The sequence below is a fragment of the Blastococcus capsensis genome, assembly GCF_030165005.1.
Classification (GTDB): Bacteria; Actinomycetota; Actinomycetes; order Mycobacteriales; family Geodermatophilaceae; genus Blastococcus; species Blastococcus capsensis.
In genome coordinates this window covers 1-22,161 of sequence record NZ_JASNNW010000013.1, presented here as the reverse complement: position 1 = coordinate 22,161, position 22,161 = coordinate 1, and the positions used below count along the sequence as shown (strand labels likewise).

Genomic DNA, 22,161 nt, shown 5'->3' with positions numbered 1-22,161 from the left:
TTCCCAGCCGGGGTCACCCGGCGACGCACGGGTGGGGCGGCCCGGCTACTCGCCGAACCGTCGGTGCCGGGCGGAGTAGTCGCGCAGCGCGCGCAGGAAGTCGACCCGCCGGAAGTCCGGCCAGTACACGTCGGTGAAGTGGAACTCCGCGTTCGCCGTCTGCCACAGCAGGAAGCCCGACATGCGCTGCTCGCCGCTGGTCCGGATGACCAGGTCCGGGTCGGGCTGACCGCGGGTGTAGAGGTGATCGGCGATGTGCTCGACGTCGAGCACCTCCACCAGTTCCGCCAGCGAGGTGCCCCGTTCCGCGTGCTCGGCGAGGAGCGAGCGGACGGCGTCGGCGATCTCCCGCCGCCCGCCGTAGCCGACGGCGAGGTTCACCGCCGCACCGGCGCGGTCACGGGTGTCCTCCTCGGCCTGCTTGAGGACGGCGACGGTCTCCGACGGCAGCAGCTCCGGGGCGCCCATCTGCCGCACTCGCCAGCGGCGGCCGGGACGGGACAGGTCGACCGCGACGTCCTCGATGATCCGCAGCAGCGCACTCAGCTCGGGTTCCGGGCGGCGCAGGTTGTCCGTGGACAGCATGAAGAGGGTGACCACGTGCACGCCGGCGTCGTCGCACCAGCTCAGCAGGTCGGCGATCTTGTCCGCGCCGCGGCGGTGACCGTGCGCCACGTCCTCGAGCCCGATGGCCCGGGCCCACCGCCGGTTGCCGTCCATGATCACGCCGACGTGCCGCGGTACGTCCGCGTGGACCAGCGCCCGCGCCAGCCGCCGCTCGTAGACCTGGATCAGCGCGTCCCGGCCCCGCTGACGCACCCCCACGCCGGTCACCCTAGGCCCCGCGCCGCCGGTCGGCCGGGAGCCGCCCGGCCCGTCGCGCCGCCCCACGCGCCGACGCGGGCAGCAAGCTCACAGGTCGCTGCGGATGACGCGCTCCCCACGCCTCCGTAGCCTCGGGACATGAGCGTCCCTCCCTCCGACCGCACGCCCGTCCGGGTGGAGGCCGACGGCGCGGAACTGGAGGCCCCTGCCGCGCAGGCGGTGTCCACCGTCGTCGCCGAGGGCGAGCACGTCGAGCACGCGTGGACCGCCGAGGACTTCGCCGACGACGACTGGGACCACCCCGACACCCGCCCACGGGCGCGCGGCTGGATCCACCTGTTCTCCTTCTTCGGCGCCATCGTCGCCGGTGCGGTCCTCGTCCCGCTGGCCGCCGCGCAAGGGGCGCGGGCCGGCTGGCCGGTGGCGGTCTACTGCCTGACCATCCTCGGCCTGTTCGGCATCAGCGCGCTCTACCACCGCCGCCGCTGGTCACCGCGAGGCTGGAAGATCATGAAGCGGCTCGACCACTCGATGATCTTCCTGTTCATCGCCGGCACGTACACGCCCTTCGCCCTGCTCGCGGTCGACCAACCGACGGGCTCCTGGGTGCTGGCGGGCGTCTGGACCGGCGCCCTGGCCGGAGTCACCCTGAAGATGGCCTGGCCGACGGCGCCGCGCTGGGTCGGCGTCCCGCTCTACATCGGTCTCGGCTGGGTCGCGGTCTTCATCCTCACCGACATCCTGCAGATCGCCGGCGTCGCCTCGCTGGTGCTCCTCGCGGTGGGCGGGGCGCTCTACACCGTCGGGGGGATCGCCTACGCCGTCAAGAAGCCCAACCCGTGGCCCAGCACGTTCGGCTACCACGAGGTCTTCCACGCGATGACCGTCGTCGCGGCGATCTGCCACTACATCGCGGTGTACTTCGCGGTGTACTCGAGTCCATTCGTCTGACTTCGTCAGACACCGCGGCCATGACATCGTCGTCCTCCGGACGACACCGCGGCCAGGAGCCGATCCCCTACTGCGCTGAGCCGCTCCCGTCCTGACTCGGGAGACCCTCCGGGCCTCCGCTCCTCAGGACCGCGGCTACGCCGCGGGTTCCTCCGCACCTCGCGTCACGTCCGCCTTCGGGAGTCCCTCCGGGACCCCGCTCAGGCGAACGTCAGGTGAAGGGTTTGCGGTCGTCGAACCGCACCGACAACCGCCCTGCGGTTCGCCACAACCTGGCGACGAGGTCGCGGTCCTCGTCGGTGACCAGGTTGCCCATGACCCGCAGCGCCACGGTCATCAGGGACCGGGAGCGCATGCCGACGGGCCCGGCGGCCGGGAGGAAGCGGGGCACGGTGAGCAGCCCGGCCAGCCGCCGGGCGATGGAGAACGCCTCTCCGTAGTGCCGCCGCAGAGTGGCCGGCCAGGCCGCCGTCCAGTCGTCCTCGTCGAGCAGCCCGGCGAGGGTTCGCCCCGTCTCCAGGCCGTAGTCGATGCCCTCGCCGTTCAGCGGGTTGACGCAACCGGCCGCGTCCCCGACCAGCGCCCAGTTCCCGCCGGCCACGCCGGACACCGCGCCACCCATGGGCAGTAGTGCCGAGGCGGGGAGCCGGACGTCCCCATCGAGCCGCCACTCCTCGCGCCGGGCTGCGGCGTAGGTCTCCAGCAACGCCTTGAGCTGCACTCCCGCCGGACGACGGGAGGTGGCCAGCGTGCCGACGCCGATGTTGACCTCGCCTGCCTCCGCTCCGAGCGGGAACACCCAGCCGTAGCCCGACAGCAGTTCACCCTCGCCGCCCCGCAGCTCCAGGTGCGAGGAGATCCACTCGTCATCAGCGCGGCCGGAGGACACGTACCCGCGGGCGGCGACCCCGTAGGCGGTGTCGCGGTGCCATTCGCGGCCCAGGACCCGGCCCAGGGGCGAACGGACGCCGTCGGCGACGACGAGCCTCCGGCAGGCGACGGTCGAACGGACCTCGTCGGCGTGCTCGAACACCACACCGGTGACCCGGTCGCCGTCCCGCTCCACGTCGACGGCCCGGACGCCGCCCACCGCCCGTGCCCCCGCGTCGACGGCGGCCTGCCGGATCCGGGCGTCGAGCTCGGTGCGCGGTACGGCGCTGCCGTGGTCGGGGAACGCGCCGCCGGGCCAGGGCAGCTGCCACTCGCGGCCGAATCCGGCGGCGCGCAGGCCGCGGTTGCGCGCCTTCGACCGCGCCCACTCCCCCAGCCCGAGGTGGTCGAGCTCGGCGATCGCCCGGGGCGTCAGCCCGTCGCCGCAGGTCTTGTCGCGCGGGAACGTCGCGGCGTCGGCCAGCACGACGTCGTGGCCGGCGCGTGCCGCCCAGGCGGCCGCGGCCGACCCTGCGGGCCCGGCACCGACCACGAGGACGTCGGTCGCGGGAGGCACGGCAACGGCGGTCACCGGCTCAGTGTCCCTGGTGGCGACGGCGGCTCGCGCACGGCTCGGCGCCGGGACCGGTGGCGGCCCGGGCGGCCCCTCGACCAGGCCGGCGTAGTCCTCCAGGACGCCGCACTCCCGGTGCACCTCGCGAGTGACCGACCGGCGGATCCACGCCTCCGTCGGGCGTCAGCTCTTGACCTGTGCCGTGTGCGTCAGGGTGACGAGCAGCAGACCCCCCAGCAGGTTGCCCAGCGTGGAGAGGCCCAGGTTGGCGGCGAGCGCGGCGTAGCCGACCGCGCCGTCGAGCCAGATCCCGAAGAGCAGGTGCAAGGCGGACACCACGACGTGGTCGAACGGTCCGAGGGCCAGGAAGAAGCCGACCAGGTAGGCCACCAGGATGCGCGCCGCCACGGTGTCGACCGCGTTCAACATGTAGGAGAGCAGGGTGATCAGCGCTCCGGCCAGGACGGCGCGCACCAGGGTCGCGGACCAGCTCTTGCCCGCGATCTCCTCGGCCACCCGCGAGAGCGCGTGCGCCGCCCCCTCGGGCAGCGCACCGTCGACCGTCAGCAGGGCGACGAGGAGCGCCCCACCGACCAGGTTCATCACGAGGGTGATGCCCCACAGGCGCATCAGCCGGCCCCACGTGCGCCGTCCGCGTTTCTCGATGGCGGCGGCGACGGGGTCGAAGAAGTCCTCGGTGAACAGCTCCGACCGCCCCACCACGAGGAACACGACGCCGATGGCGAATGCCAGTGCGCCGGCCAGACCGCCGACGCCCGACCCGAACCGGGGGGCCACCAGGGCCTCGACGGCACCGAGGGCGACGATGCCGAAGATGATCGTCACCCCGGCGATGAACCCGGTCGAGACCTGATCGAGCGTCGAGAGCGACAGTCGGCGGCGCCCCTCGGCGGTCGCCCGCTCGTAGACCTGGTCGGGTGACGGGGCCACGCTCATCGCTCGCACCTCCTGCGGACGGCGCGGCGCCCGCGGTCTGCGGACGCCGTTCTCCCTGTTCGAGGAGCCAGACGAGCGAGGCTACGAGGAGGACCGCGCAGACCGCCAGTGCGGCGGGGTTCGACGGGAGGGCGCCGACCGCGGTCGTCCTGTTCCTTCCGAGGATCACTCCGGCCCCTCGTCGGCGGGCCGGACGGTGGGGTCGCCGGCGCGGCTGGCGGTGAAGCCGATGGCCGCGGCGAGCAGCAGCAGGACGCCGCCGAGGTAGTAGACGGCGCGGATGCCGACGGTGTCGGCGAGCAGCCCGCCGACGCCGAGGCTCGCCAGGCGCCCGCCCTGCCAGAGCAGATCCATCAGAGCGAAGACCCGCCCGCGGGTGCGGTCGGTGACGTGCGACTGCAGCAGGCTGTTGAACGTCACCGCGCCGGTGGACGTGCCGACGCCGTAGACCGCCAGGGTGGCGGCAGCGACCGGCAGCGAGCGGACCGAGGCGAGCACCAGGTCGACCACGCCGCGCAGCACGTACGGGCCGAACACGTACAGCGGCCGGCGCGGGTCGGGGATCAGCCGCAGCAACAGCGTGGGCCCGAGGGCTGCGCCCACTCCGATCGCTCCGACCAGGACGCCGTAGGCGTCCGCCGGCGCCCCCAGGTGCTCGGCGGCCAGGACGACCAGCAGGGCACTGGTCGCGCCGGCGGAGACCGCGGCCAGCAGCTGCCCGATGGCCAGGGCACGCAGCAGGCGGTCGCGGGCCACCAGGGTGATTCCGTCGCGGGCCTCGGCGAGCAGCCTGCGGCGGCCGACCTCGCGCGGCGGCTCGGTCAGCCGCAGACCACGCAGCACCAGGGCTGAGAGCACGAAGCTCGCGGCGTTGAGGCCGAACGCCCAGCCCGGACCGACGACGGCCACCAGCCCTCCCGACAGCGGCGCCAGCACGACCTGCGACAGCACCGCGGCCGTCCACGTGGCGCTGTTGGCGGCGACGATCTCCCGGTCCCCGACGATCGACGGCAGCACGCTGTTGGCGGCGGGGTTGAAGAAGACCGCCCCGGCCGACAGGCCGAACGCGACCGCGTAGACGACCAGCGGGTCGTCGTGCCGGATCACGAGCACGCCGGCGAGGAGGGCGCGGAGCAGGTCGGCGGCGACCATCACGCGGATGCGGGGCAGCCGGTCGACGAGGACGCCGGCCAGCGGGGCGAGCAGCAGCACCGGAACGATCTCGGCGACGACGACGCCCGCGACGCCCAGCCCCGAGCCGGTCAGCCGGTAGACCAGGATGGCCAGCGCGACGAAGCTGAAGATGTCGCCCCACTGGCTGACGGTGCGCGCCGTCCACAGCCGCCGGAAGTCCGGCTGCGAGAGAACCGCACGCATACCCGGCCGTCGCGCCTCGTCGACCACCCCAACTCCCCCCGTCTCCCCGTCGTCACGCGTACCGCACCACCCGATGGTCCGAGCCGCGCCTCACTCAGCCGTCGACCGGCCCGCCCGGAAGCGCGGCGGCGCCGGGCCGGCCGCCTCGGCAGCACGGGCCACCGCAGCGGCGACCCCGAGGGGATCACTCATGCGCAGCAACTGGTCGGCTTGTCGGTGCGGAACAGCCCGGCGGCAATGCGCAGGCCCTCGCTCATCGTCAGGTACGGCGCCCACGTGTCGGCAAGGTCGTCGACGGTGAGCCCGTACTTGATCGCATAGGTGGCGGCCAGCATCACGTCGCCGGCCCCGTCGAGAGCGGCGTGGACACCCAGCACCGTGCCGGTGTCGGCGTCGACGACCAGCTTGAGCGCGCCGCGGGTGTCCCGGTCGGCGAGCGCCCGCGGGATGTCCTGCGCGCCGAGGACCCGGCAGTCGCAGGCGTGTCCGGCGGCCAGGGCCTGATCCTCGCTGAGGCCGGCGCTGCCCAGCTGCGGGGTCGTGAACGTCACCCCGGGCAGCCCGCGGTAGTCCACCGTCGTCGGCTCGCCCAGCGCGCCGGCCCCGGCCGCGTGCCCGGTCTGCGCGGCGACGTAGACGTACTGCGGCGCGCCGGACACATCGCCGGCGGCGAAGATGCGCGGGTTCGTGGTGCGCTGGTGGGCGTCGACGGCGATGAAGCCGCGCTCCCCGGTCGTCACCCCGGCCGCGTCCAGGCCCAGGTCCCCGGTGTCGGCGTACCGGCCGGTGGCCACCAGCAGCCGCTGCCCCGCCAGCTCCCGGCCGCCGCTCGTGGTGACCACGACGCCATCGGCGGTGCCGGCGACGGCCACCCCACGCTCCTCGACCACGGTGATGCCGTCGTCGGCGAACACCTCCCGCAACACCGCCGCGATCTCGGGTTCCGTGCGCGGCGCGAACCGGCCCACAATGGTGACCTGCACGCCCAGGTGCGCGAACAGCTGCGCCTGCTCCAGCCCGACGTAGCCGGCGCCGAGCACGACCAGCGACTCGGGCAGGGAGATCAGCTCCATCGCCGTGGTGGAGGTCAGATGGTCGACGTCGGCCAGGCCGGGCAGGTCAGGTATGCGCGGGGCTGCGCCGGTGGCCACCACGTAGGCCCCGGCGATCAGCGGCTGTCCGTCGACCTCCAGGGTCTGCTCGTCGACGAAGCGCGCGTGCCCGTACCGGACCGGGAAGCCGTGTGCGTCGGCGACATCGGCGTACTTGACCTGCCGCAGCCGGTCGACGAGCTCCTGCTTCTGCTCGATCAGCGCGGCCATGTCCACGCCGTCGGCGCTGGTCGGTACCGCCGGGAACGGGCTGGCCTGTGCCCGGTGCCGCCGCCCGGCGGCGGCGAGCAGGGTCTTGCTCGGCACGCAGCCGATGTTCAAGCAGGTCCCGCCGAGCGGGCCGTGCTCGACCAGCACTACGGACCTGCCGCGTGAGCGCGCCTCGATGCCGGCGGCCATCGCCGCACCCCCGGTTCCGATGACGACGAGGTCCACTGCGTCCATGTGCCTCTCCTCTGCTCCGTTCGACGACCTGGCGGCCGACCGTAGGGCTTCCACTGCACTGGAAGGTCAAGGCGTAGAGTGCGCCGGTGCGCATCGGCGAGCTCGCCGCCCGGAGCGGGCTGACGGCGAAGACGATCCGGTTCTACGAATCCGCCGGCGTACTCCCCGCACCGGCTCGGCGCCCATCCGGGTACCGGGAGTACGAAGAGGGCGCCGTCGACCGGTTGGCGTTCGTGAAGGCCGCCCAGGCCGCCGGGCTCACCCTGGCCGAGATCCGCGACGTCATCATGGTCCGGGACGGCAGCGGCGCGCCGTGCGAGCACGTCGTGGCATTGCTGGACACGCACGCCGCCGACCTCGACCGGCGCATCGCCGAACTCACCGCACTACGGAGACAGGTGCAGCGGCTCCGCTCGCGCGCCCGCACGCTGGATCCGGCCGCGTGCAGCCCCGCCGCCGTCTGCCAGGTGATCCCCACCGACGCCGTCGCTGCCGCCACGCGGACTGCCGGACGCCGGGACGGACAGCAGCGGAGGGGGCGCGGCGCCGCCCACTGCTGACCAGCGCCGCCGACACGCATCTCCTCTCGGCTCGCGGGACCCACCGGCGCGACCTACGGTCGAATTCGCGGTTGAGCGCTCAATGAGGCGCACCGGCTACCGAGCCGCCGTGACCGCGCCACCCGATCAGAGGAGAACCGTGCCCAACATCGCTGTCATCTACTACTCGTCCACCGGGAACGTCCACCAGCTGGCCGCCGCGCTGGCCGACGGCGCCCGCGAGGCCGGCGCCGAGGTGCGCCTGCGCCGGGTGCCGGAGCTGGCTCCGGACGAGGCGATCGACTCCAACCCGCTGTGGCGAGCCCACGTGGACGCCACCGCCGGCGAGGTCGAGGTGGCCACGCCGGCCGACATGGAGTGGGCCGACGGCTACGCCCTCGGTACGCCGACCCGCTTCGGCACGCCCGCGGCCCAGATGAAGCAGTTCATCGACACCCTGGGCGGCCTGTGGTTCACGGGGAAGCTCGCCAACAAGGGCGCGACCGCCTTCACCAGTGCGCAGAACGTCCACGGCGGCAACGAGTCGACGATCCTGACGCTGTTCAACGTCTTCTCCCACTTCGGCGCGGTCATCGTGCCGCCCGGGTACACCGACCCCCTGCTGTTCGCGGCGGGTGGCAATCCCTACGGCGTCTCCAACGCCTCCGGCGGCCAGTCGGCCACCGCCACCGAGGCCGAGCTCGCTGCCGCCCGCTACCAGGGCCGCCGCCTCGCCGAGGTGACCACCAAGCTCGTGGCCTGACCCGCCGCTGCTCCCGGGACGCCCCGCCGCCGGAGGCACGGGGCGTCCCGGGGTGCCGGTCGGCAGGTCGTCGGCAACCGACCTTCCTCTCCGGCTCCCTCACCGGGATCGGTCGCCGAAAGTGTGCCGTCGGGCGCGTTTCCCGGCTGCCGACCGGGCATGGCAGCACGGAGATCCACCGACCAGAGGAGGACCCGCAATGCGAACGACCAGCGTGAGACGGCACCCGGCCGGACCGCCGGCGGCGTCCGTACGCCCCCGGCCAGGAGGGATCGGCCGGTCGAGCTCGCCGGCGGCAGAGCAGGTGAGTGACGACCTGCGGCGGGGCAGCGGCAGCTTCCTGGAGCAGCGTCGCCGGGTGGCGGGGCTGACCTCGCTGGCCTCGGCCGCACTGGGTGTGGTCGGTCTCTACCAGTTCGGGTTGCTGCGCCGGATGCCCGAGCCGTCGCTGCCGTTCCTCGACGCCGACGCCGTCGACGCCGCCGGCGAGGCCTACCAGCGGCTGAAGACCCCGGACGCCGCGATCGGCCTGCTGAGCGCCGGAGCCACCCTGGCGCTGGCCGGCATGGGCGACCGCAACCGCGCCCGGACGATGCCGTGGATACCGCTGGCGCTGGCCGCGAAGACCGCGGCGGACGCCGGCGGCGGCATCTACCTGTTCATCGAGCAGGTGACCAAGCACCGCAAGGTCTGCTCCTGGTGCACCGTCGCCGCGGCGGCCCAGGTCGCCACTCTCCCGCTGGCCCTGCCCGAGGCGCGCGCCGCCCTCCGTCGCCTGCGGAGCCGGTCGTGAACGGGCTCGGCGGGCACCTGCACGAGGACCTCATGGACGGCGAGCCGATCCGTTGGCTCGAGCACGGCGAGGGCTCCCCCGTCGTCCTCCTGCACGGCATCCCGACCTCCCCCCGGCTGTGGCGCCACGTCATGCCGCTGGTCAGCGGCCGTTCCCTCGCGCTGGAGATGGCCGGGTACGGCAGCTCCATCCCCGACGGCGAAGGCCGCGATCTCGGCCTGACCGCCCAGGCCGACCGGCTGCTGCGCTGGCTCGACACGGTCGGCGTCGAGGCACCGGTCCTCGTCGGCCACGACCTCGGCGGCGGAGTGGCGCAGATCGCCGCCACCCGGGCCCCCGGCCGGTTCTCCGGTCTCGTGCTGACCAACGCCGTCTGCTACGACTCCTGGCCGATCCCCAGCGTGAAGGCCATGCGCCAGGCCGCGCCGGTCCTGCGGTACCTGCCGGAGCTCGCCCTCTACCCCTCCTTCGTCCAGCTGATCCACCGCGGTCACGACGACCGGGCACGGGCGCTGGAGTCGATCGGCGTGCACTGGCAGCACTACGTCGCCCATGGCGCCGCGCGCAGCCTGATGCGCCAGGTCAGCGCGCTACACGTGGAGGACACGATCGCCGTCGCCGACCAGCTGCCCAGCCTCGGCCTCCCTGCCCGCGTGGTGTGGGGGGACGCCGACCAGTTCCAGAAGGTCGAGTACGGCCGCCGTCTCGCCGCCGACCTCGGCACTTCGCTGCAGCCGATCCCCGGGGGCAAGCACTTCACGCCCGAGGACCATCCCGAGGTCATCGCGGCAGCCGTCAACGAGCTGCTCACGCCACCCTCGACGGGCACCGCGCCGGGACGGGGCGAGACGTATGGCCGGTGACGACGGGTTCGTGGGTTATCCCATGGTGGAGGAGGCGGAGGCCACGGGCGTCGTCGCCGGGGTGTACGCCGACCTGCTGGACGGGATGCCCTTCGTGCCGAGCCTGTTCAAGTCGCTGGCGCTGTGCCCCGGATATCTCGTGCTGGCCCACGAGCAGGCCGCGCCAATGCTGTCGGACGCCTCGTTCGGCTCCTCCGCCCAGCAGTTGGTCTCCGCGGTGCGGGAGCTCGCGCAGCCGCCTGCCGACGCCGACGTCCGGGCCGGGCTCGCGGAGTTCGCCGGTCCGCTGAGCCGGATGCTGCTCCTGACCGCCGGTCTGCGGCTGGCACTGGACGGCGAGCTGGACGTGCCGTCCGCGCCGGGGGACGCCCCCGCTCCCCGCCCGGTGGAGCCGCGCAGCCCCGCGCCGTCGCCGCAGGACGCCCCGGCCCCCCATCTCTACGGCGAGATCCGCGCCGCCCTGGAGACGCCGATCGTCAACAGCATCTGGCGCACGCTGGCCGGACGGGGCCTGCTGGAACCGGCCTGGGCGGCACTGCGTCCCCAGGTCGCCGCCGGCCGGCCGGCCGCCGACGACCTGCAGCTGCGGGCGTCCGAGGCGGCACGCCGACTCCCGTGGCGGGTCGCCGCCACGCCGGCCGCCCTGGAGCAGGCCGGGCTGACCGATGCGCGCCCCGGCATGGCTGCGGTGCTGGACTCCTATCTCGCCACCCTCCCCCGGGTCCTGGTGCTGGCGGCCTCCAGCACGGACGCCGGATGAGCGCCGGCCCGCGACCCCGATCCGCCGTCCGCCCCTCGCCTCACCGACCCCCAGGAGCCCCGCGTTGAGTGCATCGCCGTCCGTGATCGTCTTCGACGTCAACGAGACCCTCTCCGACATGAGCCCGATGGCCCAGCGGTTCGCCGACATCGGAGCACCCGCCCATCTGTCCAAGCTGTGGTTCGCCTCGCTGCTGCGCGACGGGTTCGCCCTCACCGCCGCCGGCGCCTCCCGTCCCTTCGCCGAGCTCGGGGTCGACGGGCTGCGCACGCTGCTGCGGGACGTGGATCTCGACCGGGACCTGGACACGGCCGTCGACCACGTCATGAGCGGGTTCAGCCAGCTAGCCGTGCACCCCGACGTGCCCGCGGGGGTCCGGGCCCTGCGCGCGTCGGGACGGCGCCTGGTCACCCTGACCAACGGCTCCACCTCGGTGTCGGAGGCGCTGCTCACCGGCGCCGGCATCCGCGGAGAGTTCGAGGCGCTGCTGTCGGTGGAGGACGCCGGCGCCTGGAAGCCGGCGCGCGTCGCCTACGAGTACGCCGCTCGCACCTGCGGCACCGACCCGGCCGAGATGCTCTTGGTGGCCGTCCATCCGTGGGACATCGACGGCGCCGCCCGAGCCGGGCTGGCCACCGCGTGGATCGACCGTGCCGGGACGCCCTACCCGGAGTCCTTCACCCCGCCGTCGCGGCGCGCCACCGGCCTGACCGACCTCGCCGAGCAGCTGGGCTGAGCTGGATCAGGTGCTCACCTGCACCTCCACACCGTCCCCGTCGAACGAGCGGTAGCCGGCCGCCGGCAGAGCCTCGAGCAGCGGCTCCCGGTAGCACCACACCACGTCGTCGTACCGCCGGCCCTCGACGGTCACGTGCTCGTAGCTGGCCACCCCCTTGTACGGGCAGACCGACGTGGTGTCGCTCGGCTGCAGCACGCCGCCGTGCACGTCGGCCTCCGGCACGTACCAGCGCGCCGGCATGCCGGTCTCGAAGATCCCCACCGGGCTGCGGGTCTCGGCGACCACCTGCCCGCCGACGCTGACGACCACGTGGCGGGAGGAGCGCCGGGCGTCGACGCGGTGGAACGGGTCCCGGGGATGGCCGAGCAGCTCCTCTTCCTCGACGTACCAGGCGTCCAGCCGCTCCAGGTAGAAGGAGACCAGCCCGGCAAGCGGTGGGCACCCGGCCACCGGTTCGGGATAGGACCAGGCGGCGTCCTCCACCCGGTGGTCGCCGACCTCCAGGTGCCAGTAGCGGGCCTCACCCTTGAACGGGCACGTCGTGCGGGTGTCGCTGGGGTGCAGCACGCCGGGCGCGACGTCGGCCAGCGGGAGGTACCAGCGCGGGAGCAGCCCGGTCTCGTGCAGCAGCACCGCGCTGGTCGTGTCCACGACGGTGCGCCCGCCGAGTACGCCACGGATGCGCTCCTGCAGGGGGTGCAGGTAGAGCGCGTGCTCCGGCGCCACGGACCAGAGGTCGGCGTTGAGCCGGCCCTCCGAGGGCCGGGCGAGGGGGCCGGTGCCGAGAGTCAGTGACATGACCCGACCGTAGGCGGGGCCGCCGGCATCCGCTCGGCCGTGGCGCGGCCTCCCCCGATGACCGGGCAGCAGGGAAGGACGCCGAGACTCGGCGTCCTTCCCTGCCGCCGGCCGGACGTCACCGGCGGCCGGTGGCGAGGAAGGGCTCGTTCCGACGCACGCCCGAGCTGTAGAAGAAGAAGCTCAGCAGCGTGCCGAAGACGATGTGCGTGAGCACCTCGAACGGCTGGTTGGGCATCTGGAACTGCGGCAGGATCGTGTTGCCGATGATCAGGAAGTTGACCACGTAGAGGAGCGCGCCGTAGACCGTGCCGACCAACGCGGCGATGCCGTTGGTCCGCAGCGCCGGCGCGATGAGCGCGAAGGCCATGCCCAGGAGGGCGGAGAGCACCATGTGCACGGCGACGCCGACCCATGGCTGCGCGGTGCCGGCCTGGAGTGCGTCGGCGCCCAGCACGATCGTCGAGATGAGCTTGAGCGGCGCCAGCCAGCCACCGCCCGTCGTGGAGGTGAACCACATCGTGATCACCGCGAAGGGGATGCCGGCGACGATGCCGCCGATCGCGCCACGCAGCAAGCGGCGGCCCATCGGCTCGGGAGCGGCCGTCACCCCGCCGGCCGTCACCCCGCCGGCCGTCATCGCCGTGTCATGTCGATCGTTCCTGGACCTGGTCATCTCGTGTCCTCGCTGTCGTCGGGTCCCCCAGCTACAGCTCTTCAGCCGGCGGCCTCCCACGAGGAGGACGCCGGGTTCCTCTGCCCTGGCAGCCCGCCCCGTACCGGCGAACGTCACTTGGCGGACATTGTCCGAGCACGCGGCTGCCCAGGATGGTGGCGGCAGCAACCCGCCGCGGCCGGCGCCGCTCGCCACGAGCACCGAGAGATCCGGGACCTCCGGCGGCGCGGAGGCCATCGACGTACGACCTGATCGGCGGCGTCCGGTGAACGGACAGCGGTGGCCCGGCCGACGCCACGGCCGGCCGGGCCACCGCCGACCACTACGTGCGCCGGCGGCGCCGCCAGGCGAGTGCACCACCCATCATGGCGACCATCGGCAGTGCGGTCCCGATCGCTCCACGAGCCAGCGGGGGCAGCGGATGTGCGAGATGCGCCAGCCGGGCCGACAGCCACATCGGCGGCGCCTGCCGGGCCACGTCCCGCAGCGCGACCGGGCCGGCCGCGCTCAGCGTCTGCCACATCATGCCGGTGCCGCGCAGCAGGGCCCGGCCCTTGGCCTCGGACTGCCCGATCGGGCCCGGGTGCCCGTCGGCCGCGGCTTGGAGGGCCGCCCGCAGGTGTTCGTGCTCGTTGGCCCACAGCCCGCGGAACAGCACGCTGCCGTCGGCGCCGATGAGATAGGCGGCATCGGGCTTGTCGTCGAGCCGGCGGTGCAGTGTCCCGTCGACGTCGTCGACGGCCACCGGCCAGCGGATGCCGTCGCGCTCCGCGTAGGCCCGCGCGTGCGCGATCTTGGTCGCCATGTCCCCCGGTTGGACGTAGCGGTCACCCGGATGGGCCTCGCGCACGTAGAGGGTCAGGAAGCGGACCCGGTCCCCGAACTCGTCGTAGAGCTGCTGCAGCGCCGGACCGGCGCTGGCGGTCATGGGCTAGGTGACCGAACCGAAGTAGACCAGCAGGGGCTTCTCGCCGATCAGCTCCCGGCTGGTGGCTCGTTCACCGTTGACCGTGGGCAGGTCGAAGTCCGGGAACCGGCCACCGGGCTCGATCCCGCCCAGGAAGCCACGGTCCTCGACGAGCAGGCCGGCGTGGAAGTGCTGGTACCTGTATTCGCTCATGCTGTCTCCCGGCTCATGACGGGTGTGTCCCCGAAAGGCGGACGGCGACCCGTTACCCGTGTCGGCCGGATGGAACCGATGCTTACCGCGCCGCGGCAGCGGGCCGAGCTCGCCGCCCGCCGAACGGTCAGCGACGACCTCCGGCACGGCGCCGGAGATGTCCTCGCGACTCCGGCACCCTCCCGCGGCGGCGGTAGCGGCGCGCGGCGACCGCACCTCCGGCGGTCAGCACGACGAGGGCCAGGACGGCTACGACGAACGGCCATGATCCGGGTGACGTGCCGTACGCGCCGAGCGCGACGTAGGCGACCGTGCCCGGGATGATCCCGAGGGCGGTGCCGATCACGTAGTCACGGATACGGACGGCGGTCAGCCCGGCGGCGTAGTTGATCGCGGTGAAGGGCAGCACCGGCACCAGTCGGACCCCCAGAACCGCCAGCAGTCCATACCGGCCGAGCAGCGCATCGACGCGGGCCACCCGGGCGCCGGTGAGTCGTTCGACCGCATCCCGGCCCAGCGCCCGTCCCAGCGCGAAGGCGGCCAGCGCACCCAGCAGCGCGCCCAGCAGGACGACCACGAGCCCCTCGACGAGTCCGAACAGCAGACCGGCCGCCGCGCTGAGCACGTTCTTCGGCAGCGGCGCCAGGGTCGCCACGGCGTACAGCAGGATGAACAGCGCAGGCGCCGCCCGCCCCATCGCGGCGACGTCCGCCCGCAACTGCTCCGCATCGGGCAATCCGACCAGCGCCGCGACCACCGCCCCCAGCGTGACCACGAGCACCAGCAGGGTCAGCCGGCCCCACACGAGACGTCGCCCCTCGTCCTCGACGGGCCGGTCCGGTGACGGACCGATGTGGGTGCTCATCGCCGCCAGGACCCGTCCCCGGCGAGTCCGGGATCGACGCGCAGGTCGCGGATGCCGACCGGGACGGGTGCGACCACCCCGACGGTCCGCGCATGGGCGGGCCCGGTCAGGACCGACCGATGTCCGGCCCGGGCGAGGAGGAACACCGCGTTCCCGTGCACCATCACGTGCCGCCCCACCCCTGCGGATCGATGCGCGCCGGGGCACGCATCGCCCGGCGCACGCCGAAGGCCGCGGCCAGCAGGGCTCCTGCTCCTGCGAGGATCGACGACTCGACCAGCGGATCGGCGAAACCCGGGATGGTGGGGCCGCGCAGCAGTCCGGCCGACGCCAGGACCCAGGTGACCAGCACCGAGACGACGAGCCCGGTGACCGCCGCTCCCACCACGCGACGGACCGCCCGTCGGTCACCGGCTCGCGCGTCCTGTGCGACCACCCACGGCGCGACCCCGGCGAGCAGCGCCGGGGCGAGATGCCACGTGGTGGTCGGTCGCCATGCGGCCAGCGTGACCCACACCAGTCCTACTGCCAGCGTCCAGAACACGGGTGTCCACACCGCCGACGGCGAGGACCGCGGCACGTCGCGCGCCCCCGACAGGTCCTCGACGTCATCGTGCTCGTGGCCGATCACCGCCGCCGGGCGAGCGCGGCGGTGGCGGCGGCGCCCAGCAGGCCCAGGCCGGCGGCGACGGCACAGCGGTGCAGGCTCAGCGGTAGCTGGACGCTGCGGGTGTGCGCCCGGTCGTCGAAGGGCCCGTGGGTGCCGTGGTCGCCGGGTACCGGGGAGAACAGGTAGTCCGGCGCGTCGGCGTCGGCCGGCTCGTCGGTCTGCTGCGACGAGTAGCCGGTACGGCCCAGGTAGTGGTCCAGCAGCCCGCCGGCCAGCCGGCTGCCCAGGATCGTGGCCACGGTGGAGGCGCCCACCCACACCTCCCGGCGCCGGTGCTCGCTGGCCCACACCACCGCCTCTGCGGCGACCTCGGGCTGGTAGATCGGTGGTACCGGCTGCGGTTTGCGCGGCATCTTCGCCAGCCCCAGCCGGAACTGCGGAGTGTTCATCGCGGGCATGTGCACGGAGGTGATCTGCACCCGGCTGCCGTCGTGCAGCAGTTCGGCGCGCAGCGAGTCGTAGAGGCCGTTGAGCGCGTGCTTGGACGCGCAGTACACCGACTGCAGCGGGATGCCGCGGAAGGCCAGCGACGAACCGACCTGGATGAGGTGGCCGGCGTCGCGCTGCGTCATGCGGCAGAGCGCCGCCCGGGCGCCGTTGACCGAACCGAGGAAGGTCACCTCCACGCCGCGCCGGTACTCCTCGGCAGTGACCTGCAGGAAGGGGGCGAATACCGCGGCCATGGCGTTGTTGACCCAGACGTCGATGGGCCCCAGCTCGCGCTCCACCTGATCGGCCGCCGCCTCGACCTGGGCGTCGTCGGCGACGTCGACCTCCACCACCAGCGGTGTCCCGCCGCGGGAGCGCACCTCCTCCGCCGCCGCCTCCAGCGCCGCTCTGTTGCGGGCCAGCAGCGCTACTCGGTCCCCGCGGTCGGCGAAGGCGTGCGCGATGGCACGGCCGAGTCCCGCACTGGCGCCGGTGACGACGACGACCTGCGGCTGGGATCGATCCGATCGGGTCATGCTTCTCCTCTCGTCGGGGGCCGGTACCGATGGCGCCTGGTCGCGACCCGCGGTCTCTGGACGTCGTCGACGGTCCTGCCCGGATGTGCATCGGGTCAGTCACCGCGCGGCACTCCTCAGCCCGGCCGACCAGGCGACCCGGGGGGCATGTTCGGCACGGCCGATCGGAAACGGCCACTGCACTCGAGGTGACGGTGTGAGTTCCGCACGGCGGGGACCGGCGGGCACGGGCACGATCATGGCCACCCGGACGGAAGGAGCCCACATGCCGATCGGTCCTCCCGGTCGCTGGATCAGCGGAGTGTCCGCACGGCACGACCTGACGCTCCTGGAGGGGGAGATGCTGGCCCACCTGCGCAAGGCCGGCACTCCGCGGGGGGTTCCTGCCGGGCAGCTCGTTGCCGCGGCCGGCCAGGAGACCCACCGCGTCCTGGTGGTCCTCGACGGTGAGCTGGAACTGCTGGCCCGGCTGCCCAGTGGTGGCCGGGTGGTCATGGCGCTCGTGCGCCGCGGCGGCGTCATCGCCGACATCCCCGTGCTCCTCGGATCGCCGATGCCCTTCGACGCTGTCGCCTCCCGGGGCACCTGGGTCATCGAGATCACCGACAGGGAGTGGATGCACCTGCTGCAGCAGTTCCCCGCGCTCTGCCTGCGCTGGATGGCTTCGATCGCCCGCCGCCTGGATGCCGACCGCCGTCGGCTGGCCGTGATGATGACTCGCCGTCTGGAGGCCCAGGTGGCGTTCATCCTGCTGGAGCAGCAGGAGGACGAGTCCGGCCGGATCACCGTCCGGCTCACGCACGAGGTGATCGCCGACCTGGTCGGCGCGCGGCGGCAGTCGGTCAGCCGGGTCATGCGCACCCTCACCGATGCCGGGCTCATCAAGAGCGGCTACGGCCAGGTGGAGCTGACCGACGTCCCGGGGCTGGAGGCGTTGCTGGGCGGAGACCTGCTGCCGCAACCATCCCGCTGATCGTCACCTGGAGTGCAATGTCCGTTCTGCGGTGCCGGGTACGGGCACGGCGACCACCACGGAGGGCCGCGCAGCCGTCGTTCACCGGGAGTGACGAGTGTCGGCCGTGGAGGTGCCGTGATGGCGAAGATCGACAAGAGCGTCGAGGTCAATGCATCCCGGGAGCAGGTGTTCGAGGCGCTCACCGACCTCGACCTCCTGCCCGTGTGGTCGACGATCACCGTGGAGACCCACGGAACCCCTCGCAAGCCGATCGAGGAGGGCGACACGTTCGTCCAGACCTTGCGGGTCCTCGGGCGGCACCTGGAGAGCACCTGGGAGGTCACCCAGCTCCAGCGGCCGCAGCGGGTGGCCTACGCCTCCGAAGCCCCCGGCGGCGGACTGCTCCGGATGGTGCAGACCGTCGAAGACGCCGACGGCGGAAGCCGGGTGGACGTCGAGCTGGACTACGAACTTCCCGGCGGCTTCATCGGCGAACTCGTCGACTCGGCCTACGCCGAGCGGCGCAACGAGCGCGAGCTGGAGCACTCGCTGCACAACCTCAAGGAACTGGTCGAGGGGCGTGCCTCGCACTGACCCGCCACGCCGCACCGCCCGCCCACCACTGCTGAAAGGTCGATCGATGCCCCGTCCCGTTCCCGACCAGGTCGTCGTGATCACCGGCGCCTCCTCCGGCGTCGGCCGCGAGACCGCGCTGCTGCTGGCCGAACAGGGCGCCACGGTCGTGCTCGCGGCCCGCAACGAGGAAGCGCTACGCACGTTGGACGCCGAGGTGACCCGGCTCGGTGGCACGGCCCTGGTCCGCCCCACCGACGTGGCGGAGTGGGCGCAGGTGGAGGGGCTGGCGCATGACGCCGTCGACCGGTTCGGCCGGATCGACAGCTGGGTGAACTGCGCGGCGACCGCGGTCTACGGCGAGGTCCACCGGCTCAGCATCGAGGAGATCGCCCGCGCCATCCAGGTGATCCTCCTGGGCCAGATCCACGGGATGAAAGCTGCCCTGGAGCAGATGCGCGGTCAGGGCCAGGGCGGCATCGTCAACGTGGCCAGCGCACTCGCCGTCCAGGCCGTACCGCTGCAGGCTCCGTATGTCGCGGCGAAGCACGGGATCCTCGGGTTCGCCGAGTCCTTGCGGATGGAACTCGAGCACGAGGGCAGCCCGGTCACGGTCAGCACGCTGCTGCCGTCGTCGATCAACACGCCGTTGTTCGAGCACGCCCGGTCGAAGCTAGGGGTCCTCCCCCAGCCGGTGCCGCCGATCTACCAGCCCCGGGTGGTCGCCGAGGCGGTGCTCCGGGCCATCTCCCATCCGCAGCCGCGGATGGCCGTCGGCGGGGGCGGCAAGGTGCTGGAACTGGTGCACCGGATCGCCCCCCGGTCGGCCGCGACGCTGTTGCTGCGCGTCGGCAAGACCGTGCAGAAGCAGCAGACGGACAGGCCCGACGTCGGTACCGACAACCTCTTCACCGCGAGCACCGGGCCGGGGGCGGTGGAGGGCAGCTTCGGACAGCGGGCGAAGTCCACCAGCATCTACACCACCGCGCTGGAACAGCACCCCCAGCGCATCCGGGTCCTCCTCGCCGCGGGGGCCGTCCTGGGCGTCGCCGCGCTGCGGCGCGGGGGGCGGTGACCGGTGGAGCTGCGCACCCGCCCGCACCAGCGTTTCGCCTACCGGGACCGCGCGCTGCTGGTCACCAGCCCGCTCGGCCTCTGCACCGGGGAGGGCGCCGAAGGCTTCTACTTCCACAACACCCGGATGCTCTCCCGACTGACCTGGTCCATCGACGGGCAGCAGGTGACCCCGTTCGCCTGGAGCGACGTGGCCCATGACGCGCTGCTCGGCTACGCCGAGGTGCCGGAGCCGCAGGAGCTGCACGAGGCCGAAGCGTTCAGCGAGGTCACCGGTGCTCACCTGGAGCTCGCGGCCTTCGTCGGCGACGGGCTGCGGCTGCGCGCCGAGATCGCCAACTACACCCATCAGGAACGACGACTGGTCCTCGGTCTGCATCTGGCCGCGGACTTCAGCGGCACCGCCGAGGCCGACTCGGGCAAGCCGGAACCGACCGGCCCGGTCCTCACCACCTGGAACGCCGCGGAGCGCCGGCTGGAGCTCCGGCTGGACAGCGACCGGCTCGACCGGGCCGTGCGGGTCCACGTCCTCGGCGACCTGGACGCCGGCTGGGACGACGGCACGCTGACGATCTCGCTGGCGGTGCCGGCCCGCGGCCGGCGCCGGATCGAGGTGGCCGTCTGCCCCGTCGTCGACGGCCGGGAACACCGTCCGGGCCCGGGCTCCTTCACCGTCGGCTCCACCGCCACCCTGGTCGGCCGGCGCCTCGGCGAGGAACCCCCGCTGCTGGAGGTCCCCGACAGCACGGTCCAGCGCACCTGGGACACCGCTCTGGCCGACCTGGCCAGCCTGCCGCTCGGGATCGAGGCCGGGCCGCACGCGCTCATCGCCGGCGTGCCGCTCTACGACCAGTTCTTCGGCCGCGACACCCTCACCACCGGCTGGCAGGCACTTCTCGCGCTGCGCACCCCGCTGCGCGACGCCCTGCGGGTCAACGCCGCTCTGCAGGGCGACCGGATCGACGACTGGCGCGATGAGGAACCCGGCGCGATGATCCACCAGGCCGGCGACGCCCCGGCCTCCGCGCGCGGCGACAACCCCTTCGACCGCTACTACGGCGACTACGCCACCCCGGTCGACTACGTCGCCATGCTCGGCCAGTACTACGCTTGGACCGGCGACCGCGACACCGCCCTCGAGCTGCTGCCGGCCGCCCGCCGGGCGCTGACCTGGCTCGACCGCTACGGCGACCTGGACCGCGACGGGCTGCTGGAGTACCGCCGCCGCTCGGAGAAGGGGGTGCGCAACCAGGGCTGGAAGGACGCGAAGAACGCGATCGTCGACGCCGACGGGCACGTCCGGACCGACCCCCTGGTCACCTGCGAGCTGCAGGGCTACTGGTACTCGGCGCTGCGCAACATCGCCCCCGTCCTCGCCTCCGCCGGCGACCGGCTGCACGCTCGCCGGCTCCTGGCGCAGGCCGGACGGCTGCGCCGGCGGATCAACGACCGGCTCTGGCTGGACGACGAGGGCGTCTACGCCCTGGGCCTGGACTCCGGCGGGCGGCCGCTCACCCCGGTGACCAGCAACGCCGGGCACATGCTGCTCACCGGCGTCGCCACCCCCGAGCAGGGCCGGCGGGTGGCCGCCCGGCTCATGCAGCCGGACATGTTCTCCGGCTGGGGCGTCCGCACCCTGTCCACCGAGAACCCCGCCTACAACCCCTTCAGCTACCACCTGGGCAGCGTCTGGGCCGTCGAGCAGGGCAGCATCGCCGCCGGGTTCGGCCGCTACGGCTGCTGGGAGGAGCTCCACCGCCTGGCGCGGGGGCTGTTCGACACGGCCGAGCTCTTCACCGCCAACCGCATCCCGGAGGCACTCGGTGGCCTCCAGCGTGACCCGGACCACCCGCACCCGGGCGTCTACCCGCAGGCCAACGCCCCGCAGTCCTGGTCGGCCAGCGGGACGGTCCTGATGATCCAGGCGCTGCTGGGCATCCGGCCGTTCGCCCCGGCACGGCTGCTACTCGTCGATCCGCGGCTGCCCGACTGGCTGCCGGAACTGAACCTGCGCCGGCTCCGCGTCGGAGACGCCGTCGTGGACCTGCACGTCTGGCGGCACGGCGACCGGACCCGGTGGCGCGCGCAGCTGCGAACGGGGCGGCTGCTGGTCCGGCAGCGCCCGTCCCTGCGCACCCCCCAGGCACGCACGGCGCGGGCCGTGGAGAGTCTGGTGTCCCGATGAGCGCGCCGACCCAACGCCTTCCCGCTCGCGCACGGCGTGACACGACAGCCCTGACACGGCAACCCAGGTGACCAACCGGGCACAGCCGCGCAACCGGCGGCGCTGTGCCACCGAGGCCTCCGGGCCACTTCCCAACCGCTGACGAAAGGCGACACCATGACCCGCATCCCCGTCCACGCCGTCGACTCCGCCCCCGAGGGCAGCCGTGACGCGCTCAAGGCGCTCGAGGCGAAGTTCGGCAAGGTCCTCAACATCCACGGCGCGATGGCGCACTCCCCCGCCGTGCTGCAGACCTACGTCGCCGTCCAGCAGGTCATGCAGGACACCGGCACGTTCGACGGCCGGACCCGCGAGGCAATCGCGCTCGCCGTGGCCAACGTCGACGAGTGCTCCTACTGCCAGGCCGCGCACACCGCCGGCGGCAAGGCGGCCGGCCTCAGCGAGCAGGAGACGATCGACATCCGCCGCGGCCAGGTCGAGGACCCGAAGCTGGGTGCGCTCCTGGCCCTCGTGCGCGAGCAGACCAGCGAGGTCGGTCACGTCCAGGACAGCACGTGGCAGGCGGCGCTCGACGCCGGCTGGACCGATGCCGAGCTCACCGAGACGTCGGCGCACGTCGCGCTGAACCTGTTCACCAACTACTTCAACCACCTGGTCCAGACCGACCTGGACCTGCCGGCGGCCCCGGCCCTCTGACCCGCAGGTGCCGCCGT

Annotated in this window: 24 protein-coding genes; 12 read left to right on the top strand and 12 right to left on the bottom strand. The window is 73.3% G+C overall.

Annotation, left to right across the window (positions count from 1 at the left end; genetic code table 11):
• Window positions 1-45: 45 nt before the first annotated feature.
• Entirely contained in the window at window positions 46-825 is a 780-nt protein-coding gene (locus tag QOZ86_RS12835; protein ID WP_284492361.1) for an isoprenyl transferase, read from the bottom strand.
• A gap of 138 nt (window positions 826-963) precedes the next feature.
• Between QOZ86_RS12835 and trhA the strand changes: the two genes are divergently transcribed.
• On the top strand, window positions 964-1,776 hold the full coding sequence (gene trhA / locus QOZ86_RS12830) for a PAQR family membrane homeostasis protein TrhA (protein ID WP_284492360.1): 813 nt from the start codon (window positions 964-966) through the stop codon (window positions 1,774-1,776).
• Between the two features lie 211 nt (window positions 1,777-1,987).
• Here trhA and QOZ86_RS12825 read toward each other — a convergent pair whose 3' ends face one another.
• From QOZ86_RS12825 to merA, 4 genes are all read right to left on the bottom strand, one after another.
• Window positions 1,988-3,238, bottom strand: coding sequence for a geranylgeranyl reductase family protein (locus tag QOZ86_RS12825; protein ID WP_284492359.1), 1,251 nt, complete (start codon window positions 3,236-3,238; stop codon window positions 1,988-1,990).
• Window positions 3,239-3,403: 165 nt separating this feature from the next.
• On the bottom strand, window positions 3,404-4,177 hold the full coding sequence (locus tag QOZ86_RS12820) for a formate/nitrite transporter family protein (RefSeq protein WP_284492358.1): 774 nt from the start codon (window positions 4,175-4,177) through the stop codon (window positions 3,404-3,406).
• A 165-nt stretch (window positions 4,178-4,342) separates the two neighbouring features.
• The gene (locus QOZ86_RS12815; RefSeq protein WP_284492357.1) at window positions 4,343-5,581 is read right to left on the bottom strand and encodes an MFS transporter; all 1,239 of its coding nucleotides are present in this window, start codon (window positions 5,579-5,581) and stop codon (window positions 4,343-4,345) included.
• Window positions 5,582-5,742: 161 nt separating this feature from the next.
• Entirely contained in the window at window positions 5,743-7,110 is a 1,368-nt protein-coding gene (gene merA, locus QOZ86_RS12810) for a mercury(II) reductase (protein WP_284492356.1), read from the bottom strand.
• 86 nt (window positions 7,111-7,196) lie between these two features.
• Between merA and QOZ86_RS12805 the strand changes: the two genes are divergently transcribed.
• The 6 genes from QOZ86_RS12805 (at window position 7,197) to QOZ86_RS12780 (ending at window position 11,564) form a co-directional block, all read left to right on the top strand.
• On the top strand, window positions 7,197-7,670 hold the full coding sequence (locus QOZ86_RS12805) for a heavy metal-responsive transcriptional regulator (protein ID WP_284492355.1): 474 nt from the start codon (window positions 7,197-7,199) through the stop codon (window positions 7,668-7,670).
• A gap of 139 nt (window positions 7,671-7,809) precedes the next feature.
• Entirely contained in the window at window positions 7,810-8,412 is a 603-nt protein-coding gene (wrbA, locus tag QOZ86_RS12800) for an NAD(P)H:quinone oxidoreductase (RefSeq protein ID WP_284492354.1), read from the top strand.
• Window positions 8,413-8,716: 304 nt separating this feature from the next.
• A complete protein-coding gene (locus QOZ86_RS12795) occupies window positions 8,717-9,205 on the top strand; it encodes a vitamin K epoxide reductase family protein (RefSeq protein ID WP_284492353.1) in 489 nt (162 codons plus the stop codon).
• Entirely contained in the window at window positions 9,202-10,068 is an 867-nt protein-coding gene (locus QOZ86_RS12790) for an alpha/beta fold hydrolase (RefSeq protein WP_284492352.1), read from the top strand. The genes QOZ86_RS12795 and QOZ86_RS12790 overlap by 4 nt, the downstream gene beginning before the upstream one ends.
• The gene (locus tag QOZ86_RS12785) at window positions 10,058-10,828 is read left to right on the top strand and encodes a hypothetical protein (RefSeq protein ID WP_284492351.1); all 771 of its coding nucleotides are present in this window, start codon (window positions 10,058-10,060) and stop codon (window positions 10,826-10,828) included. The genes QOZ86_RS12790 and QOZ86_RS12785 overlap by 11 nt, the downstream gene beginning before the upstream one ends.
• A 64-nt stretch (window positions 10,829-10,892) precedes the next feature.
• Window positions 10,893-11,564 carry a haloacid dehalogenase type II gene (locus tag QOZ86_RS12780; RefSeq protein WP_284492350.1) on the top strand — a complete coding sequence of 224 codons (672 nt, stop codon included), beginning with the start codon at window positions 10,893-10,895 and terminating at the stop codon, window positions 11,562-11,564.
• A 6-nt stretch (window positions 11,565-11,570) separates the two neighbouring features.
• On the opposite strand, the gene QOZ86_RS12775 is transcribed toward QOZ86_RS12780, so the two are convergent.
• From QOZ86_RS12775 to QOZ86_RS12745, 7 genes are all read right to left on the bottom strand, one after another.
• Entirely contained in the window at window positions 11,571-12,365 is a 795-nt protein-coding gene (locus tag QOZ86_RS12775) for a DUF427 domain-containing protein (RefSeq protein ID WP_284492349.1), read from the bottom strand.
• A 118-nt stretch (window positions 12,366-12,483) separates the two neighbouring features.
• Entirely contained in the window at window positions 12,484-13,041 is a 558-nt protein-coding gene (locus tag QOZ86_RS12770; protein ID WP_284492348.1) for a hypothetical protein, read from the bottom strand.
• Window positions 13,042-13,363: 322 nt separating this feature from the next.
• Window positions 13,364-13,969, bottom strand: coding sequence for a TlpA family protein disulfide reductase (locus tag QOZ86_RS12765; protein WP_284492347.1), 606 nt, complete (start codon window positions 13,967-13,969; stop codon window positions 13,364-13,366).
• Window positions 13,970-13,972: 3 nt separating this feature from the next.
• Window positions 13,973-14,161 carry a thioredoxin domain-containing protein gene (locus QOZ86_RS12760; RefSeq protein WP_284492346.1) on the bottom strand — a complete coding sequence of 63 codons (189 nt, stop codon included), beginning with the start codon at window positions 14,159-14,161 and terminating at the stop codon, window positions 13,973-13,975.
• A gap of 127 nt (window positions 14,162-14,288) precedes the next feature.
• On the bottom strand, window positions 14,289-15,026 hold the full coding sequence (locus tag QOZ86_RS12755; RefSeq protein WP_284492345.1) for a TVP38/TMEM64 family protein: 738 nt from the start codon (window positions 15,024-15,026) through the stop codon (window positions 14,289-14,291).
• A gap of 163 nt (window positions 15,027-15,189) precedes the next feature.
• On the bottom strand, window positions 15,190-15,657 hold the full coding sequence (locus QOZ86_RS12750) for a hypothetical protein (RefSeq protein ID WP_284492344.1): 468 nt from the start codon (window positions 15,655-15,657) through the stop codon (window positions 15,190-15,192).
• Window positions 15,654-16,661: an SDR family oxidoreductase gene (locus QOZ86_RS12745; protein WP_284492343.1), complete on the bottom strand. Its 1,008-nt coding sequence runs from the start codon at window positions 16,659-16,661 to the stop codon at window positions 15,654-15,656. The genes QOZ86_RS12750 and QOZ86_RS12745 overlap by 4 nt, the downstream gene beginning before the upstream one ends.
• A gap of 265 nt (window positions 16,662-16,926) precedes the next feature.
• Between QOZ86_RS12745 and QOZ86_RS12740 the strand changes: the two genes are divergently transcribed.
• From QOZ86_RS12740 to QOZ86_RS12720, 5 genes are all read left to right on the top strand, one after another.
• Window positions 16,927-17,634 carry a Crp/Fnr family transcriptional regulator gene (locus tag QOZ86_RS12740; protein ID WP_284492342.1) on the top strand — a complete coding sequence of 236 codons (708 nt, stop codon included), beginning with the start codon at window positions 16,927-16,929 and terminating at the stop codon, window positions 17,632-17,634.
• Window positions 17,635-17,754: 120 nt separating this feature from the next.
• The gene (locus QOZ86_RS12735; protein WP_284492341.1) at window positions 17,755-18,210 is read left to right on the top strand and encodes an SRPBCC family protein; all 456 of its coding nucleotides are present in this window, start codon (window positions 17,755-17,757) and stop codon (window positions 18,208-18,210) included.
• 46 nt (window positions 18,211-18,256) lie between these two features.
• Window positions 18,257-19,264 carry an SDR family oxidoreductase gene (locus tag QOZ86_RS12730; RefSeq protein ID WP_284492340.1) on the top strand — a complete coding sequence of 336 codons (1,008 nt, stop codon included), beginning with the start codon at window positions 18,257-18,259 and terminating at the stop codon, window positions 19,262-19,264.
• Window positions 19,265-19,267: 3 nt separating this feature from the next.
• Window positions 19,268-21,448: a glycogen debranching N-terminal domain-containing protein gene (locus tag QOZ86_RS12725; RefSeq protein ID WP_284492339.1), complete on the top strand. Its 2,181-nt coding sequence runs from the start codon at window positions 19,268-19,270 to the stop codon at window positions 21,446-21,448.
• 156 nt (window positions 21,449-21,604) lie between these two features.
• On the top strand, window positions 21,605-22,144 hold the full coding sequence (locus QOZ86_RS12720) for a carboxymuconolactone decarboxylase family protein (protein WP_284492338.1): 540 nt from the start codon (window positions 21,605-21,607) through the stop codon (window positions 22,142-22,144).
• Window positions 22,145-22,161 lie beyond the last annotated feature (17 nt).

What these genes read in the sequence shown, in the direction of transcription:
- QOZ86_RS12740 (WP_284492342.1), top strand. Translation starts at nt 16,927, where the DNA reads ATGCCGATCGGTCCTCCCGGTCGCTGGATCAGCGGAGTGTCCGCACGG.
- QOZ86_RS12735 (WP_284492341.1), top strand. Translation starts at nt 17,755, where the DNA reads ATGGCGAAGATCGACAAGAGCGTCGAGGTCAATGCATCCCGGGAGCAG.
- QOZ86_RS12730 (WP_284492340.1), top strand. Translation starts at nt 18,257, where the DNA reads ATGCCCCGTCCCGTTCCCGACCAGGTCGTCGTGATCACCGGCGCCTCC.
- QOZ86_RS12720 (WP_284492338.1), top strand. Translation starts at nt 21,605, where the DNA reads ATGACCCGCATCCCCGTCCACGCCGTCGACTCCGCCCCCGAGGGCAGC.
- merA (WP_284492356.1), bottom strand. Translation starts at nt 7,110, where the DNA reads ATGGACGCAGTGGACCTCGTCGTCATCGGAACCGGGGGTGCGGCGATG.
- trhA (WP_284492360.1), top strand. Translation starts at nt 964, where the DNA reads ATGAGCGTCCCTCCCTCCGACCGCACGCCCGTCCGGGTGGAGGCCGAC.
- QOZ86_RS12770 (WP_284492348.1), bottom strand. Translation starts at nt 13,041, where the DNA reads ATGACCAGGTCCAGGAACGATCGACATGACACGGCGATGACGGCCGGC.
- QOZ86_RS12755 (WP_284492345.1), bottom strand. Translation starts at nt 15,026, where the DNA reads ATGAGCACCCACATCGGTCCGTCACCGGACCGGCCCGTCGAGGACGAG.
- QOZ86_RS12820 (WP_284492358.1), bottom strand. Translation starts at nt 4,177, where the DNA reads ATGAGCGTGGCCCCGTCACCCGACCAGGTCTACGAGCGGGCGACCGCC.
- QOZ86_RS12760 (WP_284492346.1), bottom strand. Translation starts at nt 14,161, where the DNA reads ATGAGCGAATACAGGTACCAGCACTTCCACGCCGGCCTGCTCGTCGAG.
- QOZ86_RS12775 (WP_284492349.1), bottom strand. Translation starts at nt 12,365, where the DNA reads ATGTCACTGACTCTCGGCACCGGCCCCCTCGCCCGGCCCTCGGAGGGC.
- QOZ86_RS12765 (WP_284492347.1), bottom strand. Translation starts at nt 13,969, where the DNA reads ATGACCGCCAGCGCCGGTCCGGCGCTGCAGCAGCTCTACGACGAGTTC.
- QOZ86_RS12785 (WP_284492351.1), top strand. Translation starts at nt 10,058, where the DNA reads ATGGCCGGTGACGACGGGTTCGTGGGTTATCCCATGGTGGAGGAGGCG.
- QOZ86_RS12745 (WP_284492343.1), bottom strand. Translation starts at nt 16,661, where the DNA reads ATGACCCGATCGGATCGATCCCAGCCGCAGGTCGTCGTCGTCACCGGC.